Annotated in this window: 22 protein-coding genes; 10 read left to right on the top strand and 12 right to left on the bottom strand. The window is 61.1% G+C overall.

Annotation, left to right across the window (positions count from 1 at the left end; translation table 11 throughout):
- The first annotated feature begins 5 nt into the window (after positions 1-5).
- The 8 genes from ACBR42_RS08640 (at position 6) to mltG (ending at position 7361) form a co-directional block, all read left to right on the top strand.
- Positions 6-764, top strand: coding sequence for a glycine betaine ABC transporter substrate-binding protein (locus ACBR42_RS08640; RefSeq protein ID WP_110547243.1), 759 nt, complete (start codon positions 6-8; stop codon positions 762-764).
- Between the two features lie 11 nt (positions 765-775).
- The gene (locus tag ACBR42_RS08635; protein WP_371207742.1) at positions 776-2053 is read left to right on the top strand and encodes a class I SAM-dependent methyltransferase; all 1278 of its coding nucleotides are present in this window, start codon (positions 776-778) and stop codon (positions 2051-2053) included.
- A gap of 5 nt (positions 2054-2058) precedes the next feature.
- A complete protein-coding gene (locus tag ACBR42_RS08630) occupies positions 2059-2583 on the top strand; it encodes a YdcF family protein (protein WP_371207741.1) in 525 nt (174 codons plus the stop codon).
- 75 nt (positions 2584-2658) lie between these two features.
- The gene (fabD, locus tag ACBR42_RS08625) at positions 2659-3630 is read left to right on the top strand and encodes an ACP S-malonyltransferase (RefSeq protein ID WP_371207740.1); all 972 of its coding nucleotides are present in this window, start codon (positions 2659-2661) and stop codon (positions 3628-3630) included.
- Positions 3631-3696: 66 nt separating this feature from the next.
- Positions 3697-4452, top strand: a complete 756-nt coding sequence (gene fabG / locus ACBR42_RS08620; protein WP_102324304.1) for a 3-oxoacyl-[acyl-carrier-protein] reductase — start codon at positions 3697-3699, stop codon at positions 4450-4452.
- Between the two features lie 256 nt (positions 4453-4708).
- Positions 4709-4948: an acyl carrier protein gene (locus ACBR42_RS08615; protein WP_003618476.1), complete on the top strand. Its 240-nt coding sequence runs from the start codon at positions 4709-4711 to the stop codon at positions 4946-4948.
- Between the two features lie 75 nt (positions 4949-5023).
- Positions 5024-6307, top strand: coding sequence for a beta-ketoacyl-ACP synthase II (gene fabF, locus ACBR42_RS08610; protein WP_102324303.1), 1284 nt, complete (start codon positions 5024-5026; stop codon positions 6305-6307).
- Positions 6308-6356: 49 nt separating this feature from the next.
- Positions 6357-7361 carry an endolytic transglycosylase MltG gene (gene mltG / locus ACBR42_RS08605; RefSeq protein WP_102324302.1) on the top strand — a complete coding sequence of 335 codons (1005 nt, stop codon included), beginning with the start codon at positions 6357-6359 and terminating at the stop codon, positions 7359-7361.
- A gap of 38 nt (positions 7362-7399) precedes the next feature.
- Here the strand turns inward: mltG and ACBR42_RS08600 are convergent, their stop codons facing one another.
- The 8 genes from ACBR42_RS08600 to ACBR42_RS08565 all read right to left on the bottom strand — a co-directional run bounded on the left by ACBR42_RS08600 (position 7400) and on the right by ACBR42_RS08565 (position 14493).
- Entirely contained in the window at positions 7400-8179 is a 780-nt protein-coding gene (locus tag ACBR42_RS08600; RefSeq protein WP_371207809.1) for a lipid-binding SYLF domain-containing protein, read from the bottom strand.
- A 176-nt stretch (positions 8180-8355) separates the two neighbouring features.
- Positions 8356-9141, bottom strand: coding sequence for an inositol monophosphatase family protein (locus tag ACBR42_RS08595; RefSeq protein WP_102324300.1), 786 nt, complete (start codon positions 9139-9141; stop codon positions 8356-8358).
- Between the two features lie 25 nt (positions 9142-9166).
- A complete protein-coding gene (locus ACBR42_RS08590) occupies positions 9167-9667 on the bottom strand; it encodes an MmcB family DNA repair protein (protein WP_371207739.1) in 501 nt (166 codons plus the stop codon).
- Positions 9668-9685: 18 nt separating this feature from the next.
- Entirely contained in the window at positions 9686-10453 is a 768-nt protein-coding gene (locus ACBR42_RS08585; RefSeq protein ID WP_102324787.1) for a nucleotidyltransferase family protein, read from the bottom strand.
- An 8-nt stretch (positions 10454-10461) separates the two neighbouring features.
- Positions 10462-11244 (bottom strand): sterol desaturase family protein, encoded by a 783-nt coding sequence (locus ACBR42_RS08580; RefSeq protein WP_102324298.1) that lies wholly within the window; start codon positions 11242-11244, stop codon positions 10462-10464.
- Positions 11241-12350 (bottom strand): LptF/LptG family permease, encoded by a 1110-nt coding sequence (locus tag ACBR42_RS08575; protein WP_102324297.1) that lies wholly within the window; start codon positions 12348-12350, stop codon positions 11241-11243. The genes ACBR42_RS08580 and ACBR42_RS08575 overlap by 4 nt, the downstream gene beginning before the upstream one ends.
- Positions 12347-13525, bottom strand: coding sequence for an LptF/LptG family permease (locus ACBR42_RS08570; RefSeq protein ID WP_102324296.1), 1179 nt, complete (start codon positions 13523-13525; stop codon positions 12347-12349). The genes ACBR42_RS08575 and ACBR42_RS08570 overlap by 4 nt, the downstream gene beginning before the upstream one ends.
- A gap of 53 nt (positions 13526-13578) precedes the next feature.
- Complete coding sequence (locus ACBR42_RS08565) at positions 13579-14493, bottom strand: metallophosphoesterase (RefSeq protein ID WP_371207738.1); 915 nt, start codon at positions 14491-14493, stop codon at positions 13579-13581.
- 158 nt (positions 14494-14651) lie between these two features.
- Between ACBR42_RS08565 and ACBR42_RS08560 the strand changes: the two genes are divergently transcribed.
- On the top strand, positions 14652-15632 hold the full coding sequence (locus tag ACBR42_RS08560; RefSeq protein ID WP_110547250.1) for a diacylglycerol kinase family protein: 981 nt from the start codon (positions 14652-14654) through the stop codon (positions 15630-15632).
- Positions 15633-15644: 12 nt separating this feature from the next.
- Positions 15645-16613, top strand: a complete 969-nt coding sequence (locus ACBR42_RS08555; RefSeq protein WP_371207737.1) for a hypothetical protein — start codon at positions 15645-15647, stop codon at positions 16611-16613.
- Here the strand turns inward: ACBR42_RS08555 and spt are convergent.
- The 4 genes from spt to ACBR42_RS08535 form a co-directional block, all read right to left on the bottom strand.
- Positions 16597-17799: a serine palmitoyltransferase gene (gene spt, locus ACBR42_RS08550; RefSeq protein ID WP_110547252.1), complete on the bottom strand. Its 1203-nt coding sequence runs from the start codon at positions 17797-17799 to the stop codon at positions 16597-16599. The two genes, ACBR42_RS08555 and spt, sit on opposite strands and share 17 nt — an antisense overlap.
- A gap of 6 nt (positions 17800-17805) precedes the next feature.
- Positions 17806-18057, bottom strand: a complete 252-nt coding sequence (locus ACBR42_RS08545) for an acyl carrier protein (protein ID WP_025812499.1) — start codon at positions 18055-18057, stop codon at positions 17806-17808.
- Positions 18058-18249: 192 nt separating this feature from the next.
- Positions 18250-19989 (bottom strand): fatty acyl-AMP ligase, encoded by a 1740-nt coding sequence (locus tag ACBR42_RS08540; protein WP_174234062.1) that lies wholly within the window; start codon positions 19987-19989, stop codon positions 18250-18252.
- Positions 19990-20042: 53 nt separating this feature from the next.
- Positions 20043-21176, bottom strand: coding sequence for a sensor domain-containing protein (locus ACBR42_RS08535; protein WP_371207736.1), 1134 nt, complete (start codon positions 21174-21176; stop codon positions 20043-20045).
- Positions 21177-21842: the final 666 nt, after the last annotated feature.

Here is a 21842-nt window from a genome sequence, read left to right as displayed (position 1 = left end):
ATTACATGACAACCGTGACCCTCGGGCATCTGGATACGTCCGTGCAGCAGGCATCGGCCGCAGCCGTGGCACGCGTGCTGGAAGCCTATGATCTTGAAATAGAATATGTATCGGCGCCCCGCGCGGAAATGGAGGAACATGTCCGCCGTGGCGATGTGGACCTGTTCGTATCCGCATGGCTGCCGGATGTTGATGCGGCCTTCCTGGCCCCGGAACTGGGCATGCAGGCTTTCGGTCAGCTTTACCGTCCCGCCTTTGGCTGGTCCCTGCCGGAAGCCGCGGCGTGCGGCATGACCTCACTGGCGCAGCTTGCAACGGATGGTGGCGCGGTCGGGCGGGAAATCGTGACCCCGGCTTCCGTTCTGGACCGGGTGCGTCAGGTTGTCGCGGCCTATAACCTGACGGAAGCAGGCTTCACTATTGCCGCCCGTCCGGATGCGGAAGCTTTTGATCATGCCGCCCATATTCTGGAAAGCGGCCTGCCGGAGATCATTCCTGCCTGGCAGCCGTCCTTCCTGCATTACGGTAACCGCCTGATCCAGCTTGATGATCCCAAGGGGGCCTATGGCGCGGAACAGGATGCCCGCATTCTGGTGCGCTCCGCTATCCGGGCTGAAATGGATTCGGACCTGATGGACGAACTCGATGAACTGACGCTGGGGAACAAGGTCGTCAGCGCGCTGGACCATGCCATGCGTTCCGAAGGCATGAGTGCCGAAGATGCTGCCGAGGCATGGCAGCGCGGCAAGCTGCTGCCGCGCTGAGACCCGATACCATGGCAACCAGCCCCACGACGGATGACGCCAGCGCCCGCGATACGCGCGACGCTGGCCTGCAGGCCCAGTACGAGCAGTATCCCTATCCCGCGCGTGACCCGCGGGATGAAAAAGGCAGGCTGCTGATCGGCAGCCCCAGCCACCTGCGGGAAATCGATTACTGGGTTTTCGGTGCAATGCGCCCGCAGTCCCTGCCGTTGCGGGTGCTGGTCGCGGGGTGCGGTACGGGTGATGGCGCAATCATGCTGGCCACCCATATGGCGCGTGCGGGGCGGCAGGGGGAAGTGCTGTGCGTGGACCGTTCCACGGCAGCCCTTGATACCGCCCGTGCGCGTGCGCAGGTGCGCGGACTGGACAACATGCGGTTCGTGCAGGGCGATCTGGCGGACCTTGGCGCGATCGCACCGGGACCGTTTGACTACATCGACTGCTGCGGCGTGCTGCATCATCTGCCCGATCCGGATGCTGGTCTGGCATCACTTGAGGCCGTTCTGGCCCCCGGTGGCGGTATGGGACTTATGGTTTACGCCCCGTACGGGCGCACGGGCGTCTATATGCTGCAGGACGCGCTTGAACGCCTTGCCCCGGTGGGGGAGGCGCCTGCCCAGCGGCTGGACACGGCGCGGCGGGTCATGCGGCACCTGCCCGCAACGGCATGGCTGCGGCAGAACACCAATTTTGGCGATCACCTGACCGGAGGTGACGCCGGCCTGTATGACCTGCTGCTCAACCCGCGCGATCGGGCCTATGACATCACGGCCTTCCATGGCCTGCTGGACCGGGCAGGACTGGCTGCGACATGCCTTATGGAACCCGCGCGCTACGATCCGGCCCTGCTGCTTGCGGACCCGCGCCTGCGCGAACGGGTGGCGGCCCTGCCAGAACGGGACCGTCAGGCCGTGGCGGAGGATATCGCAGGCAATATGGCAACCCACGTCGCCTATGTGCGTCGGGCATCCGAACCCGTACGGCGCGCGAATGGGCTGGCAATGGATGCGGTGCCCGTTATGCGCGAGATACCCGGCGTCGAACTGGCCCGCATGATGGGGGGGGATGATCGGCTGCCCTTCGCGTTTGGTACCCTGCAGGTCGCCGTTCCTCTTCCACCGCAGGCGCGGGGCATCCTGCCGCTGATTGATGGGGAACGGACAGTGGGGGATATCGCGGCGATCATGGATACACGCGGCCTGTCCGCCGCGCGGTTCGCGAAAGTCTGGGCGCAGGTGTTCACCACGCTGGAATCGCTCAACCGGGTGCTTCTGCGCGCGCCGCACTGATCCCGATGGCGCGGGATACGGTCATTCTGCCCGTCGTCATATTCGGGGCAAGACTGCGACCTGATGGCACGGCGACGCGCACCCTGCGCATGCGTGTCGCAGCCGCGCATGTGTTTGGTATGGGGCAGGGCAGGGTGATGTACATGCCCACCGGCGGCCCATCCTTTCCTTCGGGCCTGACAGAAGCCGCGGTCATGGAAAGGCAGCTTGTCGGGGCTGGGGTGCCGCCCGACGCCATACTGGCTGAGGAGACGGCCCGCGACACCCTTGCATCCGTCCTCGCCTGCTCACGCCTGTTGCGCCAGCGTGGACATGTCGGGCTGGTAGCTGTCGCCACCAGCGCCTATCACCTGCCGCGCTGCCTGCTGCTCATGCGCATGATGGGATGGCGGGTTCGTCCCGTGCCGCCGCCACGGCTACCCGCCGCGCAGGACTGGCGCAGGCGATGGTTCTGGCGGGGGCGGGAGGTGGCGGCCTTGCCATGGGATGCGCTGCTTCTGGCGGTTCACCTGCTGCGGCGGGGAAAGTGATGATGATTGACACTGCCTGCCGCAACCCGCATCACGCGGGTAATCTGAAAAACACTACTAGTCTGGATGGAAGTCATGCCTGTGCAAGCCTTTGTTTTCCCCGGTCAGGGAAGTCAGTCAGTTGGGATGGGACGCGATCTGGCCGAGGCATTCGCCCCTGCGCGGGAAGTGTTTCAGGAAGTCGATGACGCGCTGGGCCAGCACCTTTCGAAGATCATTTTCGAAGGGCCGATGGAAGACCTGACCCGGACCGACAACGCCCAGCCCGCGCTGATGGCGGTTTCTCTCGCCGTGCTGCGGGTGCTGGAACGTGAAGGCGGCGTGGATATGAAGCGCGATGTGGCGCTGGTGGCCGGTCACTCGCTGGGTGAATATTCCGCCCTTGCCGCAACGGGCGCGCTGGGTATCGCCCAGACCGCACGCCTGCTGCGCGTGCGGGGCAATGCGATGCAGAAGGCCGTGCCGGTTGGCAAGGGGGGGATGGCCGCGCTGATCGGTGTTGATATGGATCGCGCCGCCACCCTGTGCGCGGAAGCCGCCGACTTCACCGATGAGGCAGGCAGAACGCACCGGCAGGTAATCGAGGTCGCGAACGACAATGGCGGCGGCCAGGTGGTCGTGGCGGGTGAGATGGCGGCGATCGACCGCATCATAGCCATCGCCAGGGAACAGGGCATCAAGCGCGCGCTGAAACTGCCGGTTTCCGCACCTTTCCACTGTTCCATGATGGAACCGGCGGCAGAGGAAATGCGCGCAGCCCTTGCCGATGCCGTCATCAACGCGCCTGTCGTGCCCGTTGTGGCCAATGTTACGGCAGCCAAGGTAACGGGACCGGACATGATCCGTGACCTGCTGGTGCGCCAGATTACCGGCACGGTGCGCTGGCGCGAGAGTGTCGAGGCAATGGTGGGCATGGGTGTCGACAGTTTTGTCGAAATCGGCGCGGGCAAGGTGCTGGCCGGACTGGTGCGCCGCATCAATGGCGATGTCGCGACCCGTTCGGTCGGGACCCCCGCCGATATCGAGGCCTTTCTGGCTGCACGCTAAAAAATGGAACCCCGCGCATGCGCGGGTCATGTCCGGGTGATGGATAGTTAGGGGAACAGACGGGTTATGTTCAGGCTGGATGGAAAAGTTGCGCTCGTTACCGGGGCTTCGGGTGGAATCGGGCGCGAGATCGCCCGCGCGCTGCATGCGCAGGGGGCGGTTGTCGTGCTGTCCGGTACGCGGCAGGGCGTGCTGGAGGACGTGGCGGCCAGCATAGGCGAGCAGGGCGGGGCGGAGCGGCTGCATGTCTGTGCTGCCGACCTGTCGGATGCCGCCGCGGCTGATGCGCTGATTGCCAGCGCGGAAGAAAAGGCGGGCGCGCCGCTGGCCATTCTGGTCAACAACGCCGGTCTGACGCGCGATACGCTTGCGATTCGTATGAAGGATGATGACTGGCAGCGCGTACTGGATGTGGATCTGGCGGCCCCCTTCCGCCTGTGTCGCGCAGCACTCAAGGGCATGCTGCGCCGTCGGGCTGGACGGATCGTCAATATCGCCTCCGTCGTGGGGGTGACGGGCAATGCGGGGCAGGCCAATTACGCGGCGGCCAAGGCCGGGATGATCGGCATGGGCAAGTCGCTGGCGCAGGAAGCGGGCAGCCGCGGCGTGACCGTGAACACCGTCGCCCCCGGTTTTGTCCAGACCGCCATGACCGACGTGCTGCCCGATGCGCAGAAGGAAAAGCTGGTGGGTTCCATCCCGCTGGGCCGCATGGGCCAGCCGCAGGATATCGCGCCAGCCGTGGTCTACCTTGCCTCGGACGAGGCCGGATGGGTTACCGGGGCCACCCTCCACGTCAACGGCGGCATGGCGATGGTCTGACGGATGTGATATTTTGCTGGACAGCGGGCTTGAAGTGACAAAAAAGATAGTCCTGACAGCCCGGCTGTCCCCCTAATTGCGGGGCGAACGGACACGAAATGCAATCGCCGCCTTGGCGGTGGCATCAAAACCGTGCTAATCGCCCGCAGCTTCGTCCGAAGCAGGGCCGGTACGCACTACCGGTTTTCAGGGACGTTACAGGACGAACACGTTTCGAACCGCCCGGTTTTCAGGGGCAGACAGGAAGCAGAGACAGATGAGCGAAATCGCCGATAAGGTTAAGAAGATCGTAGTCGAGCACCTTGGTGTTGACGAAAGCAAGGTCACCCCGGATGCGTCTTTCATCGACGATCTGGGCGCGGACAGCCTGGACACGGTCGAACTGGTCATGGCTTTCGAGGAAGCTTTCAGCGTCGAGATCCCTGAAGACGCCGCCGAGAAGATCACGACCGTCAAGGACGCGATCGACTACATCGAGAAGCAGAAGGCTGCCTGATCGGCCTCTGGTTCCGATCATGGTATTATACGAATTCAGTCAGGTATCGTTACTTTCAGGGAGCAGGACGGGTTGATGCAGTCTACCGGATTGACATCTGGACAGCGACGCGTTGTCGTAACCGGTATGGGCATTGTCAGCCCTCTCGGACTGGGTGTTGAGCGCAACTGGTCACGTCTGGTGGCCGGGGAAAATGGCTTTGGCCGTATTTCAGCGTTCGATGCGTCCGACCTGCCGGCACAGGTCGCGGGCGAAGTGCCCGCGGGGCCGACGGGAAGTGGCGGCCTGACCCTTTCGGACTGGGTGCCGGTCAAGGACCAGAAAAAGATGGATCGCTTTATCCATCTGGGTTTGGTTGCCGCGACCGAAGCGGTCGAGGATTCGGGCTGGAAGCCGGAATCGGAAGAAGATCGCTGCCGCACCGGTGTCATGATCGGCGCCGGGATTGGTGGTCTCCAGACCATCTACGAGGCATCCGTGACGGTAAAGGAAGGTCGGGCCCGCCGCCTGTCGCCTTTCTTCATTCCGTCCGCCCTGATCAATCTTGTATCCGGGCATGTCTCCATCAAATACGGATTCAAGGGACCGAACCATTCGGTCGTCACGGCATGCGCCACCGGTGTCCATGCCATTGGCGATGCCGCCCGCATGATCATGCTCAATGACGCGGACGTGATGGTTGCGGGTGGGGCGGAAGCCGCCGTATGCCCGCTGGGCATTGCGGGGTTCTGTTCCGCCAAGGCCCTTTCCACCCATTTCAACGATACGCCGGAAAAGGCGTCGCGTCCGTGGGACCGCGATCGCGACGGGTTCGTTATGGGTGAGGGTTCCGGCATTGTGGTGCTGGAAGAATACGAACACGCCAAGGCGCGTGGCGCGAAGATCTATGCCGAGGTGATCGGCTACGGCATGTCCGGCGACGCCCATCACATCACGGCGCCTGCACCGGGGCATGAAGGTGCCTATCGCGCCATGCAGAACGCGCTTCGCAGCGCGGGGCTGACCACGGCGGACATCCAGTATGTCAACGCCCATGGCACGTCCACCATGGCGGATGACCTTGAACTGGAAGCAGTCGAGCGTCTGTTCGGCGATGATGCGCGCAAGCTGGCCATGTCGTCCACCAAATCGGCTACGGGGCATCTGCTCGGGGCTGCCGGTGCGATCGAGGCGATCTATTCCATCCTCGCCATCCGCGACAATGTCGCACCGCCGACGCTCAATCTGGACAATCCTTCGCGCGAGAGCGTGATCGATCGCGTTGCGCATACGGCGCAGGAACGCAGGATTGACACCATCCTGTCCAACAGCTTCGGCTTTGGCGGGACAAACGCCAGCGTGATCCTGCGCGGCGTATGACGGGGGTGCCTGCGGGCACCTCTTTCTTCAAAAAAGTTAAGGAGACACCGTGCGCAGGGTTCTGGCAGCACTGGGGCTGGTATTCCTGCTGCTTGTCGTATCAGGTCTGGGCATCAGCTTTGTCGCGCTGCGGCATTATGATGCGCCCGGCCCGCTGACGGACCAACGCACGGTTGTAATTCCCCATGGTGGCACGCTGCAGGTGCTGGCCACCCTGCAACAGGCTGGCGTGCTGGACGATGGCAGCCTGACACGCAGGGTCTTCACTGGCGCCACCGCCCTGACCCGTGTGGACGGCGCGTTTCATGCCGCCGAACTGGTCTTTCCCGCCCATGCTTCCATCCGTCAGGTCCTGCTGGTGCTGCGGCATGGCAAGCCGGTCGTACACAGGCTGACCATACCGGAAGGGCTGTCCGCCATTCAGATGGCGACCCTGCTGGAACGCGCGCCGTATATGGAGGGCAGTTTTCCGTTCCCGGCAGAGGGATCGGTCATGCCCCTGACATACGATTATGAATGGGGCATGCCGCGTGCGCAGATGCTTGCGCGCATGCAGCATGAGATGGACCACGCGCTGGATCAGGCATGGGAAGGCCGTGAAGTGGACCCGGCCATTGTGGACCGGCACGCCCTGCTGATTCTGGCTTCCATGATCGAGCGGGAAACCGCTGTTGCGGATGAGCGGCCTGTCATAGCCCGTGTCTTCCTCAACCGCCTGCATGATGGCATGCGGCTTCAGTCGGACCCTACTGTGGTGTACGGGCTTAATCAGGGGGCAGGGCCGCTTGGGCACGCCCTGTCGCATGCCGATCTTTTGCAGCCCAGCGCCTACAATACCTATGTCATTACGGGGCTGCCGCCGGGGCCGATCTGTTCACCGGGTATGGCTTCGCTTTACGCGGCGGCTCATCCTGCACAGGGCGACCAGCTTTACTTCGTGGCCAACGGTCATGGGGGGCATGATTTTGCATCCACCCTGAGTGACCATAATCGGCATGTTTCGGTCTTCCGGGCCACGAAGCACGCCCAACAGGCAGTCCAGCCTAAAAAATAGCGGACTGCCTGCTACAGATAATCAGGAAATACCGACAGTTACTGTGGCGGCAGGCTCTGGCTCGTAACCGCGCCCGTAGGGGCGGTGTTCATGGGGAGTGTGTCGGCGCTGCCATGGGTGACTGCTGCGGCAGGCGTTGTGGTCTGGCCGTTCCTGTCCGGTCGGGCCTGTGCCGTGGTCAGGACCTCGCTCAGGGCGGCGCGTAGCGGATCGGCACCTGAATTGTTGACCCGCATCGACACCACAATGTCTTCCGGCCCGACAATCTGGTTATAGTAGGCGCGGTTGGCAGGGCTGTTTACCCGCATCTTGGACCCGCCAATCGCGGCCCCGGCGAACAGCCCCTTGGACTTCTGCACGCCCTTGATGGACGTGTTGTGTTCGCCCGCCGTGCCGGCTTCCAGCCCGGAGCCAGACGATGCGAAGGAGGTTCCCACGTCCGCGCTCAGCTTCATCTGGCTGTCCAGCAGGGACTGCACGCCCTGATCGGTCATGACGAACAGCATGACTTCCACATCCTGCATGCCGAACTGAAGGCCAAAATTGGCGGATGACATGCGGTAGAATGCCGGATCGGACCATGATCCATGGGCATCGCGCGTCAGGAAAACACATCCACCGCCGCCGCCGCCAAAGGCGATCGACATGCGGAAGACCGATGGGCAGATGATTACACCGCGTGAATCGGCAAGATAGCGTGTCACCTTGCTGCCCGCCGTCGCGGTGGAGAACATGTCACGCACGGTCAGGGTGGCGCGGTCAACCAGACTCTGTTCTTCTTCCATGCTGGCCGCGAAGGCTGCATGCAGGGGCATCATAAGGGCCAGAGTGGCGAGTGATGTCCTGATAAGATGAAACGTCTTCAAACCCGTCCTCCCCTTCCGATTCGTAACGGCAGATTCACCCAAACGGCCCGTGCTTTGGAGTGGTCCGTTTTCATGGCTGAATCATGGCCGCTTAGGCAAGCCCATCGGGGCGAATATATTCGTCGTGGTTAAAAGGATACCCCAACCGCGTCCGACAGGGCATCGGCAATACCGGGGGCGGCGGCAAGAATGCTGATGCCGTCCGTAAGACCGCCATCGCGCAGGAAGGGGGAGACACGCGCACCGGCTTCTTCCAGCAGCACAAGGGCAGCCGCCACATCCCACAGGTTGATGCGGATTTCCAGATAGCCGTCCTGCCGCCCGCATGCGACTTCCGCCAGCGCGATGGCCCCCGAACCACCCGAACGTGGCATGGCCCCAAGGTTGAGGATGGCGTCAATCTTTTCCTGGAACACGCCGGGCGGAACGCGGTTGCTCCACCCCATCTCGATCAGGGAGGATGCGGTGTCGGTTACGGGGGAGGCATGGATACGCTGTCCGTTAAGGAAAGCCCCGTGACCCCGCACCGCCGTATAGGTTTCGCCCAGCGCAGGGGCTTCAATAATGCCGGCGACAGGCGTGTCACCATCCATCAGGCCCAGCGATATGCACCACCGGTTGCGCCCGCGCGCGTAGTTGGACGTGCCATCGATCGGGTCCACGACCCAGCGCAGGCTGCCGGTCCGGGTGCGCCCTTCTTCCTCACCCTGAAAACCGTCCTGTGGGAACAGGGCACCGATTCGTTCCGAAATGAAGGATTCCACCGCCCCGTCCGTTTCGGTCAGCCAGTCCTGCGCACTTTTCTGGGTACCCTTGGGGCCGCCGGGGGCCGGACGCATTTTCATGGCCAGCGCGGCGGCATCGCGCACGACCGAACGTGCGGCTTCAAAGCGGGTCAGAATTGCCTGTGTCATCGGGGTAATCTCTCCTGTCAGAAATCTAGTCTACACGTAATGCCGTTTTTACCGTCTGTTCCACCTGTGGCATTTCCATCTGACCCAGACGGTATGCAGCCTGTAGCGCAAACTGTAGCGTCAGCCGCCGCCTGCGCGCCGGGGCTAGGGGAGCGGTCGGCGCAGGGCGTATGATCGCACAGTCAATGCAGGTTTCCTCCCCGGCGCGACTGCTGCCGGTCGCAGCAATGATAAGGCCGGTGTTTTCAGGCAGGACCGCGCGGGGGAAGTCGTGATTGACCGCAAAATACATCTGGTCGCACCATGGCAGGTAGTCCTGCCATTTATGGTCGGCACGGAAATCAGGCAGGCCCGACTTGATTTCGATACAGATCAGGCGGCCTTCCGGTGTCAGGGCCATGATATCCGCGCGCCTGCGGTCCGGCAGGGTGAATTCATGCAAGACCGCCCATCCATGCAGCCTGCATAGCTGGCTGGCGCCAGTGCGGATGGCTGACTGGACCTGCGGCGCGGAAGGGCGAAGCATGGGCGCGCGGGAGCAGTATCAGTGCGCGGGTGCTGCGGACAGAAGGCGGACCACCAGATCCAGATCGGCCGGTTTGTCCACGTCCACGGCGGCACGTCCATCGGGGAGCGGGATCATGGCGACGCGCGCATGCGAAAGCTGCCCGATCCGGCGGCAGACATCAGCGCGCGTCAGGCGGCGCAGCACGAAGCGCAGCAGGATGCCGGGGCCAAGAATGCGGGCCATCCTGAGCGGGTGCTTGCGTTCGGCTTCCAGCTTCTGCCACAGGCGGATCACCCCGTAAGCTGCGGGCGTGCGGAACAGGAACATGTTGCAACCTGAAAAGGCACCGTCCGCCAGACGGATCATGGTGCGCTTTGTGCCCGGTACATCGCGCTGGATGGCATCTTCCATCGCAATCCCCGCCGCTACGTCGCAATCGCTGTCCTGTGCTGCCTGTATGAAGCTGCGTATCCATTCCGGCTTCAGCAGCGCATGATCGGCTGTCGTGACCAGAAGTGGCGTGCCCAGCAGATCCAGCGCCTTCATCACGCTGGCGCTCGGTCCGGGGGCAGGGGGAATGAAGGTGACCGTATCGGGTACGATGCCAGCCAGCACCTCGGGCTGCTCGATACAGATGCTGATCCGGTCAATCGCCTCGACTGACTGGAGCGCACGGATGACCCGCTGGATCATGGGGATGCCACAGACCGGCAGCAGGGCCTTGTGTGAAATGCCCGCGGCCTGCGCCATCGGGTCGATGCGACCGGGCCTGCTGCCCGCCAGCACGAGTACGTTCAGCCCCATCCCGGCGCTCACGCCGCGTTACGGGTGACGTTCGCCCCATCGGGCCGGTCACGCGGGGGCGCGCCGGTTTCTTCCATGACCCACGGATACTGCTGTGCCTCCTTCACGTCGTAGCCCAGGTTGAAGACGCTGGGGCTGCGCGGGAAGCTGCGGGCATCGACATAGTAGCTGCGGAACAGCCGGTCAGCCACGAAACTGGTGATGCCGTAATTGCCGTTCTCGTTATGGAAGTGGTGCAGCACGTGACGCTGCTTCATGCGCTGGATCCAGCGCATGCGGGGCTTGTAGTTCAGGTGCTGGATGCAGTGAAAGAATTCATAGATGCAGGTGATGGTAAGCCCCGCGCCGAAGGCCGCGGCGGCCCCCGCCATGTTGCCGATCGCGTAACCGATGGGAATGGTCACGATGGCTATGGTCGGAATCGTGTTGAGCGGCGAGCCGAACAGGACATCAAGCAGGTGGGGGTCCTGATGGTGATCGAAGTGGATGCGCTTCCACAGGGAGGCGCTCCATTTCATGCGATAGAGAAACCGGCCATGCAGGATGAAGCGATGGATACAGTACCATACCAGCGGATAGACCAGCATGACGGATACGATACTGATCGCGATGGGCAGCAGGGACTTGCAGCTAAGGACCATGACCGCGTAGCTGGCGATGGCCAGCACGAAATACAGCATGATGGTGGGATAGGTGAGGTAGGCAATCCAGAGCTGCCGAAGGTTCATTTTGCCCAGGTCGAAGCTCCGGCCCGTGCGAATGGAACTATTCTTCAGGGTATTCGTAATCATCGCTCTTCGATCCTCAGTAGCACGGTGATGACGCCAAGGATGAAAATCAGGATCCCGACGCATATTGCCATAAGAGAGGGCAACGTTCCCGCATTTCCCAGGGCACGTAACAGACCCTGGAATACAACAAATAGCAGACCTGCACCCAGACACCATATTGGAAGCCAGCTACGCGTACCGGCCCGGGGCGGGATATAGACCACCGGCACCGCGAGTAACAGCATTACCGTAAATGTCACGGGTAACATGATGCGTCCCAGTATTTCCGTCATGAAGAAGGATGGCGACTGGCTGGACGCAAGCGTGCCCCGCTGTTCATCCAGCATCGTGCCGACCGACTGGGTAAAACTGATGGTAAGCTGGATGATATGGTCCGGCGTGAGGGAAGGGGGCCAGTCCACGCGCACCGTCTGCCCCGGCGGGGTATCAAGCAGGTCGATGCGGGCCGGGCTTATGACACTCAGTATGCGCGAAGGGGTGCCATACCAGTGCCCGTGTTCGTAGTGCATGTCGGATAATGTCGTGACCTTCTGAAGCAGGGACTGGTGGTCCCGGTGATAGATGGTCACGTTTTTCAGGTGCGCCCCGCCATGATCGAGATAGTTGATGTTGATCACGTCATCATGCGACCGGATCCAGTAATTGTGCCAGTTGTTGATCGCGCCGGGCGTTGTCTCGTTCCACCAGCGCGCCAGGGCCAGTTCGCTGCGCGGGGTAAGCTGGTCATCCACGACGCCGCTCAGCACGCCCAGCGCAAGGATGGTGGGCAGGAACAGCTTGATCAGCCCCGGCGTGGACAGGCCCGCCGCGCGCATGATCGAAATCTCGTTCGATGTGGTCAGTTGCAGCAGGGTCAGCAGCGCCCCGATCAGCACCGCGATCGGCATGGCGTTGCCGAACAGCAGCGGCAGGTGCATCACCCCGTAATACAGCACCCCGGACAGGCCGAGATGACGGTGCATGATTTCCGTCACCTGCTCCAGCAGGGCGAGGATCTCCATAAGCGACACCACGATGACGGCCGTGGTGAACACCTTGGTCAGAAGTTCACGCGACAGGTAACCAAGCAGGACCGTGCCGCAGCCAAGGCGGAGCCTGTGCTTCATGCCCGACCTTTCGCAATGTGGCGTGGCAGTCCATCAGCCGAAAGCTCGCGGGGGGGCAGGGCGGGACCTTTGGTAAGCAGGATGCGCAGCCCGCCAGCCTGCCGGATCAGCATGCCGGTGCAGATGATGGCAAAGCCGAAAGTGGGCAGCCACATCACCAGCAGGGGCGACATGTGCATGTTGGCCACAAAGCTCATTCCCATCTGAAGGGTATGGTCAAAACCGACCAGCGTAATGGCGGCAATGGCCAGACCGGGGTTGCCACGCTGGCGTTTGCGCACGCCTGCCAGTGCACAGGCCAGTATGGGAATGAAAGGAATGGCGATGGTACGCGCCAGACGGAAATGCAGTTCGGCCACCATATAGGAATGGCTGATGCCCGGATAGCCATGCTTTATGCCGTAATACAGTTCCGGCACGGTCAGTTCGCGTTCGCTCTCGCCCCGGTTGCGGTACGCTTCCTCATCTATCTTGGCATCGCGTGAGATCAGGCGTGTGGTGCGGGTGAAGCTGGTGATCGAGGGGGGCTTGTCCTGACTGTCGGTTATGATGGTGCCATCCACCAGATCAAGCCGCATGCGCGACCCATCGGCAGGGTTGTACAGATAGCCCTTCTGTGCGGAAATCAGGCGGACATGCGCCTTGTCCGTGTTGTCGCGGATAAAGACATGCCACAGCCGCGACCCGGCATGGTCGACCGTTTCAGCCGTCAGCAGGACATCGTCGGATGCCGCGAACATCTTGGACTGCAGGTGGGGTGTCCACCCGGCATGGCTGGCGAAATAGAAGGCCGCGCGATAATCATAGCGCGCATAGGGCTGGATGAACCCGTAAAGCGAAAAAGCCAGAACGCCGAATACCGCTCCGGTCAGGACAAAAGGCTGGCATATGCGGAAAATGGACACGCCGCTTGCGGTCAGTGCGTCGATCTCATGATTCGCGCTCATGCGCCGGACGACGGAAAACACGCTTACACACATGGCCGCGGGCAGCGCCAGACCCAGATAGTGGGGGATCAGGTCACTGAGCAGCCCGAAGAAGGTCTTCATCGAACTGCCATTGGCAGCCAGAATGTCAAACAGCACCAGCAGCCGTTCCAGCAGCAGGGCAGCCATCACCACGCCAAGGGCGATGGAGAACGGTGGCACCACCTGTCGCAGCAGATAGCGATCCATCGTGCTGGGTGCCAGTTTTCCCAATATCCGGTGCAGAGAGGACGTGCGGCTCATCAAGGCGTGCTTATACCGGAAAAACAGCGGGATGGAGGGGATGGATCAAAAATAGTTTCCCGCGTTGTGCCCGTAGTGCCGTCGGCAGGAAAGAAACGTCTTGTAACACCAATTTCGTAGCCATTCCCACGGGGGCTGACCGTAATACGATTCCAGCCCGCCGCCCGCAGCGGGTCATCTGACCGGGCCGAAGCCGAAGCGATTCCGATGACCGGCACACCGCCCGCGGGACCGGGGAGGGAGGAGAGGGTGGAAAGATGGATATGCCCGTGCAGGATCATCTCGGCCCCTTCGCATGCAATACATTCAGAAAAATTCCGGATGTCTGTCAGGGCTTTGCGTGTTACGGTCAGGCCCGGAACCGGGGGGTGATGGATCATGATGATCCTGCACAGGCCCTGCTGCCCGGCCCCGTGCAGGATTGTCCGCAGCCGTCTGGACTGATGAACGCCAATTCTGCCTGTCGCCCGGAACCATGGTGTCGGCACTGCCGTACTGACACCGATCAGTGCCACATTGCCGATCCGGCGCACGAAGGGAAAAGGCAGCGGCCCCATCCACGGCTGCCATAGTCCAATGGTCGCCTGCCAGTCGTCATGCACAAGGGTGTCATGATTCCCCGGTATGACTGTACACGGGGCAGGCATCTGTTCCAGCCAGCGTCGCGCCTGCCGGCATTCCCCCGGCAGGCCCATATTGGTCAGGTCACCCGTCAGGGCGATCATATCTACCTGACTGGTGGCGATATCCCCCATCACGCGCGCCAGAACTTCCGGCCGGTGTATGAAACGGCGGCGCCTTGTCCATGAAAGATAGCTGAACATGCGCTTGTTGAGCCGTTCGGTCAGCCGTGGCGGCGCCATTTCGCTCGGAAGGTGCGGGTCCGAAATATGGGCTATTGTGATCGTGCTCAAGCTGACCTCTTTCCCCGCCTTCTGGCGGCCATCGTGGCGCGGGCGCATGTTATGCCTGCCCGCGCGTGGGGGCGCTCCGTCTTTTCCTGCCTTGCAATAGAAGGCAGATGGTTGCTTATGGCCTGTACGTCAAATTTCAGACAGGGATGGGATAATCAGTGACCGGACGTTTTGCGCTTGTTTACAACCCGCGCAGCCGGCGGAATATGAGCGATGGCAGCTTATATGCCCAGACAGCCCGTAACCTGCTGGGAGAGAATTTCATCGATCCTGCCGACCGCATCCGTCTGGATGCCCATATTGCCGAACTGGCAGCGAGCGACATGGACTGTATCGTCATAGACGGGGGCGATGGCACCGTAAGCGACGTACTGACGGCAGTCCGCCGCCATTATGCCCCCGACCGCCTTCCCGCCCTTGCGGTCCTGCCTTCAGGCAATACTAACCTGATCGCGGGGGATGTGGGCTTCGGCATGCGCGGGCTTGAAGCACTCGAACGTCTCCAGCATCTGGCTGCGTCCGACACCTTGCGGCGCAATGTGCGCAGGCGCTGCGGACTGGTTGTGGAATGGCCCGAAAGCGATGCGCGCGAACCGGTTGTCGGCATGTTCCACGGGGCGGCGGCGTTCACGCGCGGGATCGAACTGGCCCACCAGCCGGCGATCCTGAACAATTATGCGCATGAAATGGCCGTTGTGGTCTCCTTCCTGTCCTCGGTCGCCCATCTGCTCAAACGCCGTTCCCGCCAGCAATGGATGCGTGGGGACCCGATCACGATACAGGCGGGGGAGCGCGTGCGGCGGCAGGGGAACTGCTTCTTGTTCCTGTCCACCACACTGCAGTTCCTGCCCCATGGCATATGGCCATTCTGGACGGCGGACGGTGCGCGTGACGACGCCATCAATTACCTTCATGTCGCAGGCCAGCCCTCCCGTCTGGTGGCGGCGTCATGGGCGCTGCTCCGGGGGCGGCATCCCGCGTGGCTGCGGGACAATCCCGATTACTGCAGCGGGTGCGAGCAGCGTATCGAAATGGCGCTGGACTCCGACTTCGTGCTGGACGGGGAAGTTTTTTCCCCCGGTCCTGCACGCCGGATCATCCTGTCCTCCACCGCTCCCATTGATTTTATCCACGCCTGAGGAATGACGAGCATGTCCCAGCCCATCCCGTCCAGCCGTGCCGCCGCCGCCGGTCGCATCGCCCATGCGCTGGCAGATGATCTGGTCCAGCCCGTTGCGCCGTTTGTCACCCAGTTCGTGACACGACTGATTGGTGCGGCCCGCCCCATGGGCGTGATCTTTTACGGGTCAGCCCTGCGCCAGCCAGATCCGGACGGTATTCTGGATTTCTATGTGGTGGTGGAAGATCTGACGGACTGGAAGTCAGGCTATCTGGCGCGCAAGGCCAATCAACTCCTGCCGCCCAATGTGGAATATCACGAGATTCCTGTGGAAGGCCGTATCATCCGCGCCAAGGTGGCCATTCTGTCCATTACTCAGTTCCGCCGCATGACGGGACGCGCAACACTCGATACCACCGTATGGGCGCGTTTCTGCCAGCCCGTAAGGCTGGTATGGGTCAGGGGACCAGAAGCGGCGGATGCCATTCTGGGCTGTATTATCCGCGCGGTAGGGCAGGCCGGGCGCTGGGCCGCAGCGCTGGGGCCGGAACAGGGCACGGCCGCCGAATTCTGGCTGGCGCTTTTTGCCCATACCTATGGGGCCGAATTGCGGGTCGAAAACGGACGCAGGCCCCGGACCCTGCTACAGGGGCATGAACAGCGCTATAATGCGCTGTTACCCGATATCTGGCTGGCCGATGGCGTGGCTTTTACGCGCGATGGCGCGGTCCTGCACCCCCGGCTGACTGCGGAACAGCGTCGCGCCATGCGGGAAGGATGGTGGTTACGTGACCGGCTGGGTACGGTCCTGAATGTCGCTCGCCTGTTCAAGGGGGCGTTCACGTTTGAAGGTGGTGCACGCTACATCGCGTGGAAAATCCGACGCCATTCAGGCATTGAACTGCCGCTGGGTCCGTTTTCGGAGCGGCATCCGCTGATCTGCCTGCCGTATCTGTTATGGTCGCTACGGCAGGCAGGATTCTTCAGGCGGCGGGGTTGATCCCCATTTCCCCTGCGACAGCAGCGAATATCTCAACCGCCCGATCGATCTGTTCGGGCGTATGTGTCGCCATGACGGAGGTACGCAGCAGCGGATGCTGGTCAGGTGTCGCGGGCGGCAGGCTGAGATTTACATAAACCCCGAGGTCCAGCAGCCGGTTCCAGAACGCTACCGCCGTTTCGACTTCGTCCAGAACGACGGATACCACCGGGCTGGCCTGCGGACCGGTACGCAGGCCGGTAGCCTGAAGTCCGGCATGCAGCCGGCGGGCGTTGTCCATCAGGCGCACGCGCAGTTCCGGGCGGTTTTCCAGTTCATCCAGTGCCGCCATGGTTGCGGCGATGACTTCCGGCGGAAGGGACGCGGTAAACATATAGGGACGCGAACAGAGCCGGATCAGGTCCAAGCCCGCATGGTTGGATACGCAATAGCCGCCAACCGTGCCAAGGCTTTTGGAAAAAGTGCCGACAACAAAGTCCACATCATCTTCCACGCCATCGGCTTCCGCCACGCCGCGGCCATGCTGGCCCATCACGCCAACGGAATGGGCTTCATCAGCCAGAAGCCATGCGCCGGTTTCCCGCTTGACCGCTGCGAATTCCGCCATGGGCACGACATCGCCCATCATGGAATAGATGCCTTCCACAACCACCAGCTTCGATCCCGGCGTACCTTCAAGGCGACGCAGGCGCTTGTGCAGGTCATCAGCATCGTTATGGCGGAAACGGATGACCTGTGCATGGCCCAGGCGGCTGCCGTCATAGATGCTGGCATGACTGTCCGCGTCAAGCAGCAGGTAATCATCCTTGCCGGCCAGTGCGGAAATCGTGCCCAGATTGGCCTGATAGCCAGTGGAGAATACCATGCAGTGCCGACGGCGGAAGAACGCTGCCAGACGGTCTTCCAACTGGCGGTGCAGGCCTTGGGTTCCGTTGGCGATACGCGATCCGGTTGTGCCCACACCATAGGCCCGCGCAGCCTCGACCGCAGCTTCAATGGCGGCGGGAGACTGGCTGAGGCCAAGATAGTTATTGGTACCGAACAGGAGCGTTTCCCGCCCTTCGATCAGCCCGACAGTAGAAGAAATGGGCTTTTCGATAACCACATCAAACGGGTTGCGGCCACCACCGGCGGTCACTGCCGACAGTGCTGTCGCCAGTCCCTCGTATTTTGAGAAAATGGACATGATGCGTCAGGATGCCTGCTTGAGAGATACGATGCAGGCAGCCAGATCATCGATGGTACGGATATCGGCCAGCCGGTCCAGCGGCACGGAAACATCAAGGGTATCCTCGATTTCCATGACAAAGTTCATGACGGCCAGTGAATCAAAGGCCAGATCCTCAACGATCTTGCTGCTGCCATTGATATCACGGGGAACCTTGGGGTTCGCCAGCAGCGTCTTCACGATCAGCGCGGAGACGCTCGCTACCGTTTCAGTCATTCCTACATCCTTATCGCACGTCCGGCCTGCCGTGGGGCAGGGGATCAGCATGAATGGCCTGCCCGCGATCCGGGACCGCGGGTTGGGATTGTAATCTGTTCTTAACCGGAAGTCTTATGATCGAAAAACAGGTTTTTGACCAGTCCCGCGTTTCAGCCCTGCCCAAAGGGGGAAGGGTCAGCGGGTACCCCCTCAGCCAACCGAAACAGACGTTGTTTCCAGCGGCTGGAACGCGCCGGACAGCAGCATCGCCTTTGCCCGCGCCCGCGTCAGCTTGCCCGAAGATGTCTGCGGCAGGGTGTGGGGCGGGACCAGAATGATGGAGACATCCACGCCGTGCTGCCGACGGAACAGGTTGGCGGCTTCGGTTTTAAGCGTCTCGCGTGCCTCGGGGGAGGAGGCACGACACTGAACGAGGGCCACGATCTTTTCGCCCTCATCCTCATCAACCGAAAATACGGCAACGTCCCGACTGCGCAGGGCGCTGATTTCGGTTTCAGCCGACCATTCAAGGTCCTGCGGCCAGATATTGCGGCCATTGATGATGATGAGATCCTTGGCGCGACCGGTTACGACCACCTGGCCATCCAGCATGTAGCCCAGATCACCAGTATTCAGCCAGCCTGCGGAATCCAGCACGCGCGCGGTTTCCTGCGGCCTGCGGAAATATCCCTGCATCAGGCTGGGACCGCGCACGAAAATGGTGCCGATCTCGCGGTCCTTCAGGACCTGCCCCTGCGCATTGCGGACTTCGAGTTCATGCTGGGGCAGCACTTCACCGCACAGCACAAAGGTGCGCAGCGCGCGCGCGGGATCGTTGGAAGGGATAGCTTCGCCACGTGTCTCCAGCGCACGCAGGTCGATCGTATCCGTGCGGATACCCGATCCAAGCGGCGCAAAACTGATGGCAAGCGTTGCTTCAGCCATACCGTAGCTGGCGGTAAACGCACCCGCGTCAAACCCGGAGGATGCGAAGCGCTGGGCAAAATCCTCAAGGATATGATAGCGGATCATATCGCCACCAATCCCCGCAACCCGCCATGACGAGAGGTCAAGCTCGATCGACGTGGCGCGCCGGGCACATAATTCGTAACCAAAGGACGGGCTGTAGGAAATCGTGCCCCGGTTCCGGCTGATCAGATCCAGCCATACATGGGGGCGTCGGGCAAACTCCCGCGTCGGCAGCATATCGACGCTAAGCTGGCACGTCATGGGCGTCAGGAAGAAGCCCACCAGCCCCATGTCATGATAGAGCGGCAGCCACGACACGCAGCGATCGCCCGTTTCACGTACCTTCAGCCCGTTAAGGGCAATGGCATGGGCATTGGCCAGACCGGAACGCTGCGTTACCGCAATCCCCATGGGAAAACGGGTACTGCCGGATGAAAACTGAAGATAGGACAGATCTTCGGCATTGATGGCGGGCAGGGTGTCCACCGTGATCGGTGTTTCCAGAAGTTCTGCCGGTGTTCCAGCAAATTTCAGGTCCAGACCTGCCGTGATTTCATCCGTCCATGACGAAATGATCGAGGCTATGACCACGGCGGAGGCCGCCGCCCCTTCAATCATGCCGCGCAGGGTGCCGACATAGCCTTCACGTCCGCCAAAGGCGACGGGCAGCGGCAGCGGGGCAGATACCAGCCCCGCATACTGGCAGCCAAAGAAAATACGGGCGAAATCGCCATCACTTTCCGCCACGATGGCGACCCGGTCGCCCGGTTTCAGGCCAAGGGACAGAAGGCGCTTGCCGGTTTCGATCGCCTGTTCACGCAGCACCCTGTAAGGCAGCGCTTCGAGCAGGACACCTTTGCCGGAATAGATATTGAAGCCGCTTTCGCCCTGGGCGGCATAATCCAGCGCCGCCGGGAACGTCGGAAAATCGCCGTAACGACGGGGCAGACCAGAATCGGAGGGGGTCGGTAGGCTTATCATTTCCGGTAACGTGACTTCCATTGACGTAGCTTGGAACGGCGAATGGGCGGTCTTCAACCAATTGGCTTCAAAAAGTCAATAATCGATTTCGCGCCTTTGGCTGCCGTCTCGGTTGGTTCTGCAAAGCCGAATGTATCGCCTATATACTCTTTTTGCCGATCAAGGAAATTTGCATGTGACAGAAAAGCATTGTCCAGCGTGGTTCCCAGAGTATCCAGATTGTCCACAACCGGTCCCAGCGTCCAGCTTTCGTAATTGGGGTTGCCCTGCCATTGGGTTCCGTGGGCATCCAGAAACAGGCAGGGGCGTGGTTTTATCAGGAATTCGCCAACCTGACTGCTGACATCACCCATGTACAGGTCAGCCGCCATGGTGTAGGTCATATCTACGCTTTTATCACTGCCCGGATCAATAATCATATGCGGCAGACCGGTAAACGGGGCGAGCCGTTCCATGCTTTTCTGGCGGTTGGTATCGAACAGGCGATAATGGGGGGCGAAAATCAGGTTGTATTTTGTCTGCCGGGCAAAATATTCAAGAACTTTCATGCCGAAACGTGGCCACGAAGACAGGCTGTGACTGAAATGCGGATTATACACGACCGTGGGCCGTTCATTAGGAAATAACGCCTCGTGCCCGGCATGCAGGCGACGGACCAGGTCAAATTTCGCATATACGCCAGTGGTATAGTGTCCTTTCCGCAGGACACCGGCCTGTTGCATGCGTTCTTCTATTTTGCGGCCTGCCATCAGCATGTAGTCGAATTTACGCACGTCGCTGGCGAAGCCGATGGCACGGTCTCCCGCGCCATGACGGGTCCAGATCAGGCGGGGTTCGTGCACACCCATCTTGCGTAAATAGAGTGATGTCCGTTCGGGAACGACGATCGCCTGAAACCTGCGGAAATAATTTCTGTTCAAAAAAAGGACCATTATCTTGGTCAGAGGGGTGGGGCCATGGCGTGCAATGTGGCGACGAGCCCAGTCTGGCATTTCGAGAATGTCAAAAGTGACCGATGATTTTGGATAGAGTTGGGAAAGGATGCGTATCCGTCCATCCCGCTCGGGCGTCAGGCTGGCAATATGAACCTGAATTTTTGGGTAAAGGCGGCTCATCTCCAGCGCGATCGGGAGCGAGTGGAATTCCTGATGGGGCTGGGCGATGTATGGAAACAGAATATGGGACACTTAATTAAAGAGCCTGTTCATCTGGGCTTGGGGTACAATCTTAAGATGAATTTTATCCTTGTTATGGCAGGCACGAAACACGCTTTAAGGTAACATATGTTATCGCGCCCGGCGCCGATTTTTAACGTGATCCAGGTCGCTGGTGTCGTTTGGTCTTTTGCGGTCCCTGGCATTTCAGCTTACGCGCATGAGTGAGCGGCAGGCAGCGTGGCAGAAGGTGGCATAAGGACGATGCCCGCTACGGGGAATACTTTTCGCATGGCGTAGGCAGAATATCCTTTGGCTTCAGGTCCATCATGGAAGGGGCATCGGACTGCGTGCGGCGCTGATCCATATAGATAGGTGTGGGCATCAGATCGTTTCATGGCGGCCTTCTCGATCCGCCGGTCGGGAGAGGGGGGCATCTAACATGTCCTGTTTTTCGATATCTGAGGAAAGGAGGGGCTTGCCCCTCCTTTTTTCATTTATTTTTCATTTTTCTTCCGGTTTTTTGGTTCGGATAGGGAACGGAACTTCTGTTTTATGGCTGAATTCCCTGCCTTTTTGGCGTTTTTAGTGGAGCGTTGACAGGGGGGGCTTATATCCGTAAAAGCCCCTTCACCGGACGGCGATGCTGCTCCGGCGGGTCTTTGACAAGAGAATATGAGAGTATCTGGAAGGGATATG

The sequence above is a fragment of the Komagataeibacter sp. SM21 genome, assembly GCF_041402665.1.
Classification (GTDB): Bacteria; Pseudomonadota; Alphaproteobacteria; order Acetobacterales; family Acetobacteraceae; genus Komagataeibacter; species Komagataeibacter saccharivorans.
This window is presented reverse-complemented; position numbering and strand designations above follow the sequence as displayed.

Coding starts and splice junctions, on each gene's coding strand:
- fabF (WP_102324303.1), top strand. CDS start 5,024: ATGCAGTCTACCGGATTGACATCTGGACAGCGACGCGTTGTCGTAACC.
- ACBR42_RS08540 (WP_174234062.1), bottom strand. CDS start 19,989: ATGATAAGCCTACCGACCCCCTCCGATTCTGGTCTGCCCCGTCGTTAC.
- fabD (WP_371207740.1), top strand. CDS start 2,659: ATGCCTGTGCAAGCCTTTGTTTTCCCCGGTCAGGGAAGTCAGTCAGTT.
- ACBR42_RS08590 (WP_371207739.1), bottom strand. CDS start 9,667: ATGCTTCGCCCTTCCGCGCCGCAGGTCCAGTCAGCCATCCGCACTGGC.
- ACBR42_RS08585 (WP_102324787.1), bottom strand. CDS start 10,453: ATGGGGCTGAACGTACTCGTGCTGGCGGGCAGCAGGCCCGGTCGCATC.
- ACBR42_RS08640 (WP_110547243.1), top strand. CDS start 6: ATGACAACCGTGACCCTCGGGCATCTGGATACGTCCGTGCAGCAGGCA.
- ACBR42_RS08630 (WP_371207741.1), top strand. CDS start 2,059: ATGGCGCGGGATACGGTCATTCTGCCCGTCGTCATATTCGGGGCAAGA.
- ACBR42_RS08580 (WP_102324298.1), bottom strand. CDS start 11,244: ATGATTACGAATACCCTGAAGAATAGTTCCATTCGCACGGGCCGGAGC.
- ACBR42_RS08555 (WP_371207737.1), top strand. CDS start 15,645: ATGTCCCAGCCCATCCCGTCCAGCCGTGCCGCCGCCGCCGGTCGCATC.
- ACBR42_RS08545 (WP_025812499.1), bottom strand. CDS start 18,057: ATGACTGAAACGGTAGCGAGCGTCTCCGCGCTGATCGTGAAGACGCTG.
- spt (WP_110547252.1), bottom strand. CDS start 17,799: ATGTCCATTTTCTCAAAATACGAGGGACTGGCGACAGCACTGTCGGCA.
- fabG (WP_102324304.1), top strand. CDS start 3,697: ATGTTCAGGCTGGATGGAAAAGTTGCGCTCGTTACCGGGGCTTCGGGT.
- ACBR42_RS08600 (WP_371207809.1), bottom strand. CDS start 8,179: ATGATGCCCCTGCATGCAGCCTTCGCGGCCAGCATGGAAGAAGAACAG.
- ACBR42_RS08595 (WP_102324300.1), bottom strand. CDS start 9,141: ATGACACAGGCAATTCTGACCCGCTTTGAAGCCGCACGTTCGGTCGTG.
- ACBR42_RS08635 (WP_371207742.1), top strand. CDS start 776: ATGGCAACCAGCCCCACGACGGATGACGCCAGCGCCCGCGATACGCGC.
- ACBR42_RS08575 (WP_102324297.1), bottom strand. CDS start 12,350: ATGAAGCACAGGCTCCGCCTTGGCTGCGGCACGGTCCTGCTTGGTTAC.
- ACBR42_RS08570 (WP_102324296.1), bottom strand. CDS start 13,525: ATGGATCGCTATCTGCTGCGACAGGTGGTGCCACCGTTCTCCATCGCC.
- ACBR42_RS08615 (WP_003618476.1), top strand. CDS start 4,709: ATGAGCGAAATCGCCGATAAGGTTAAGAAGATCGTAGTCGAGCACCTT.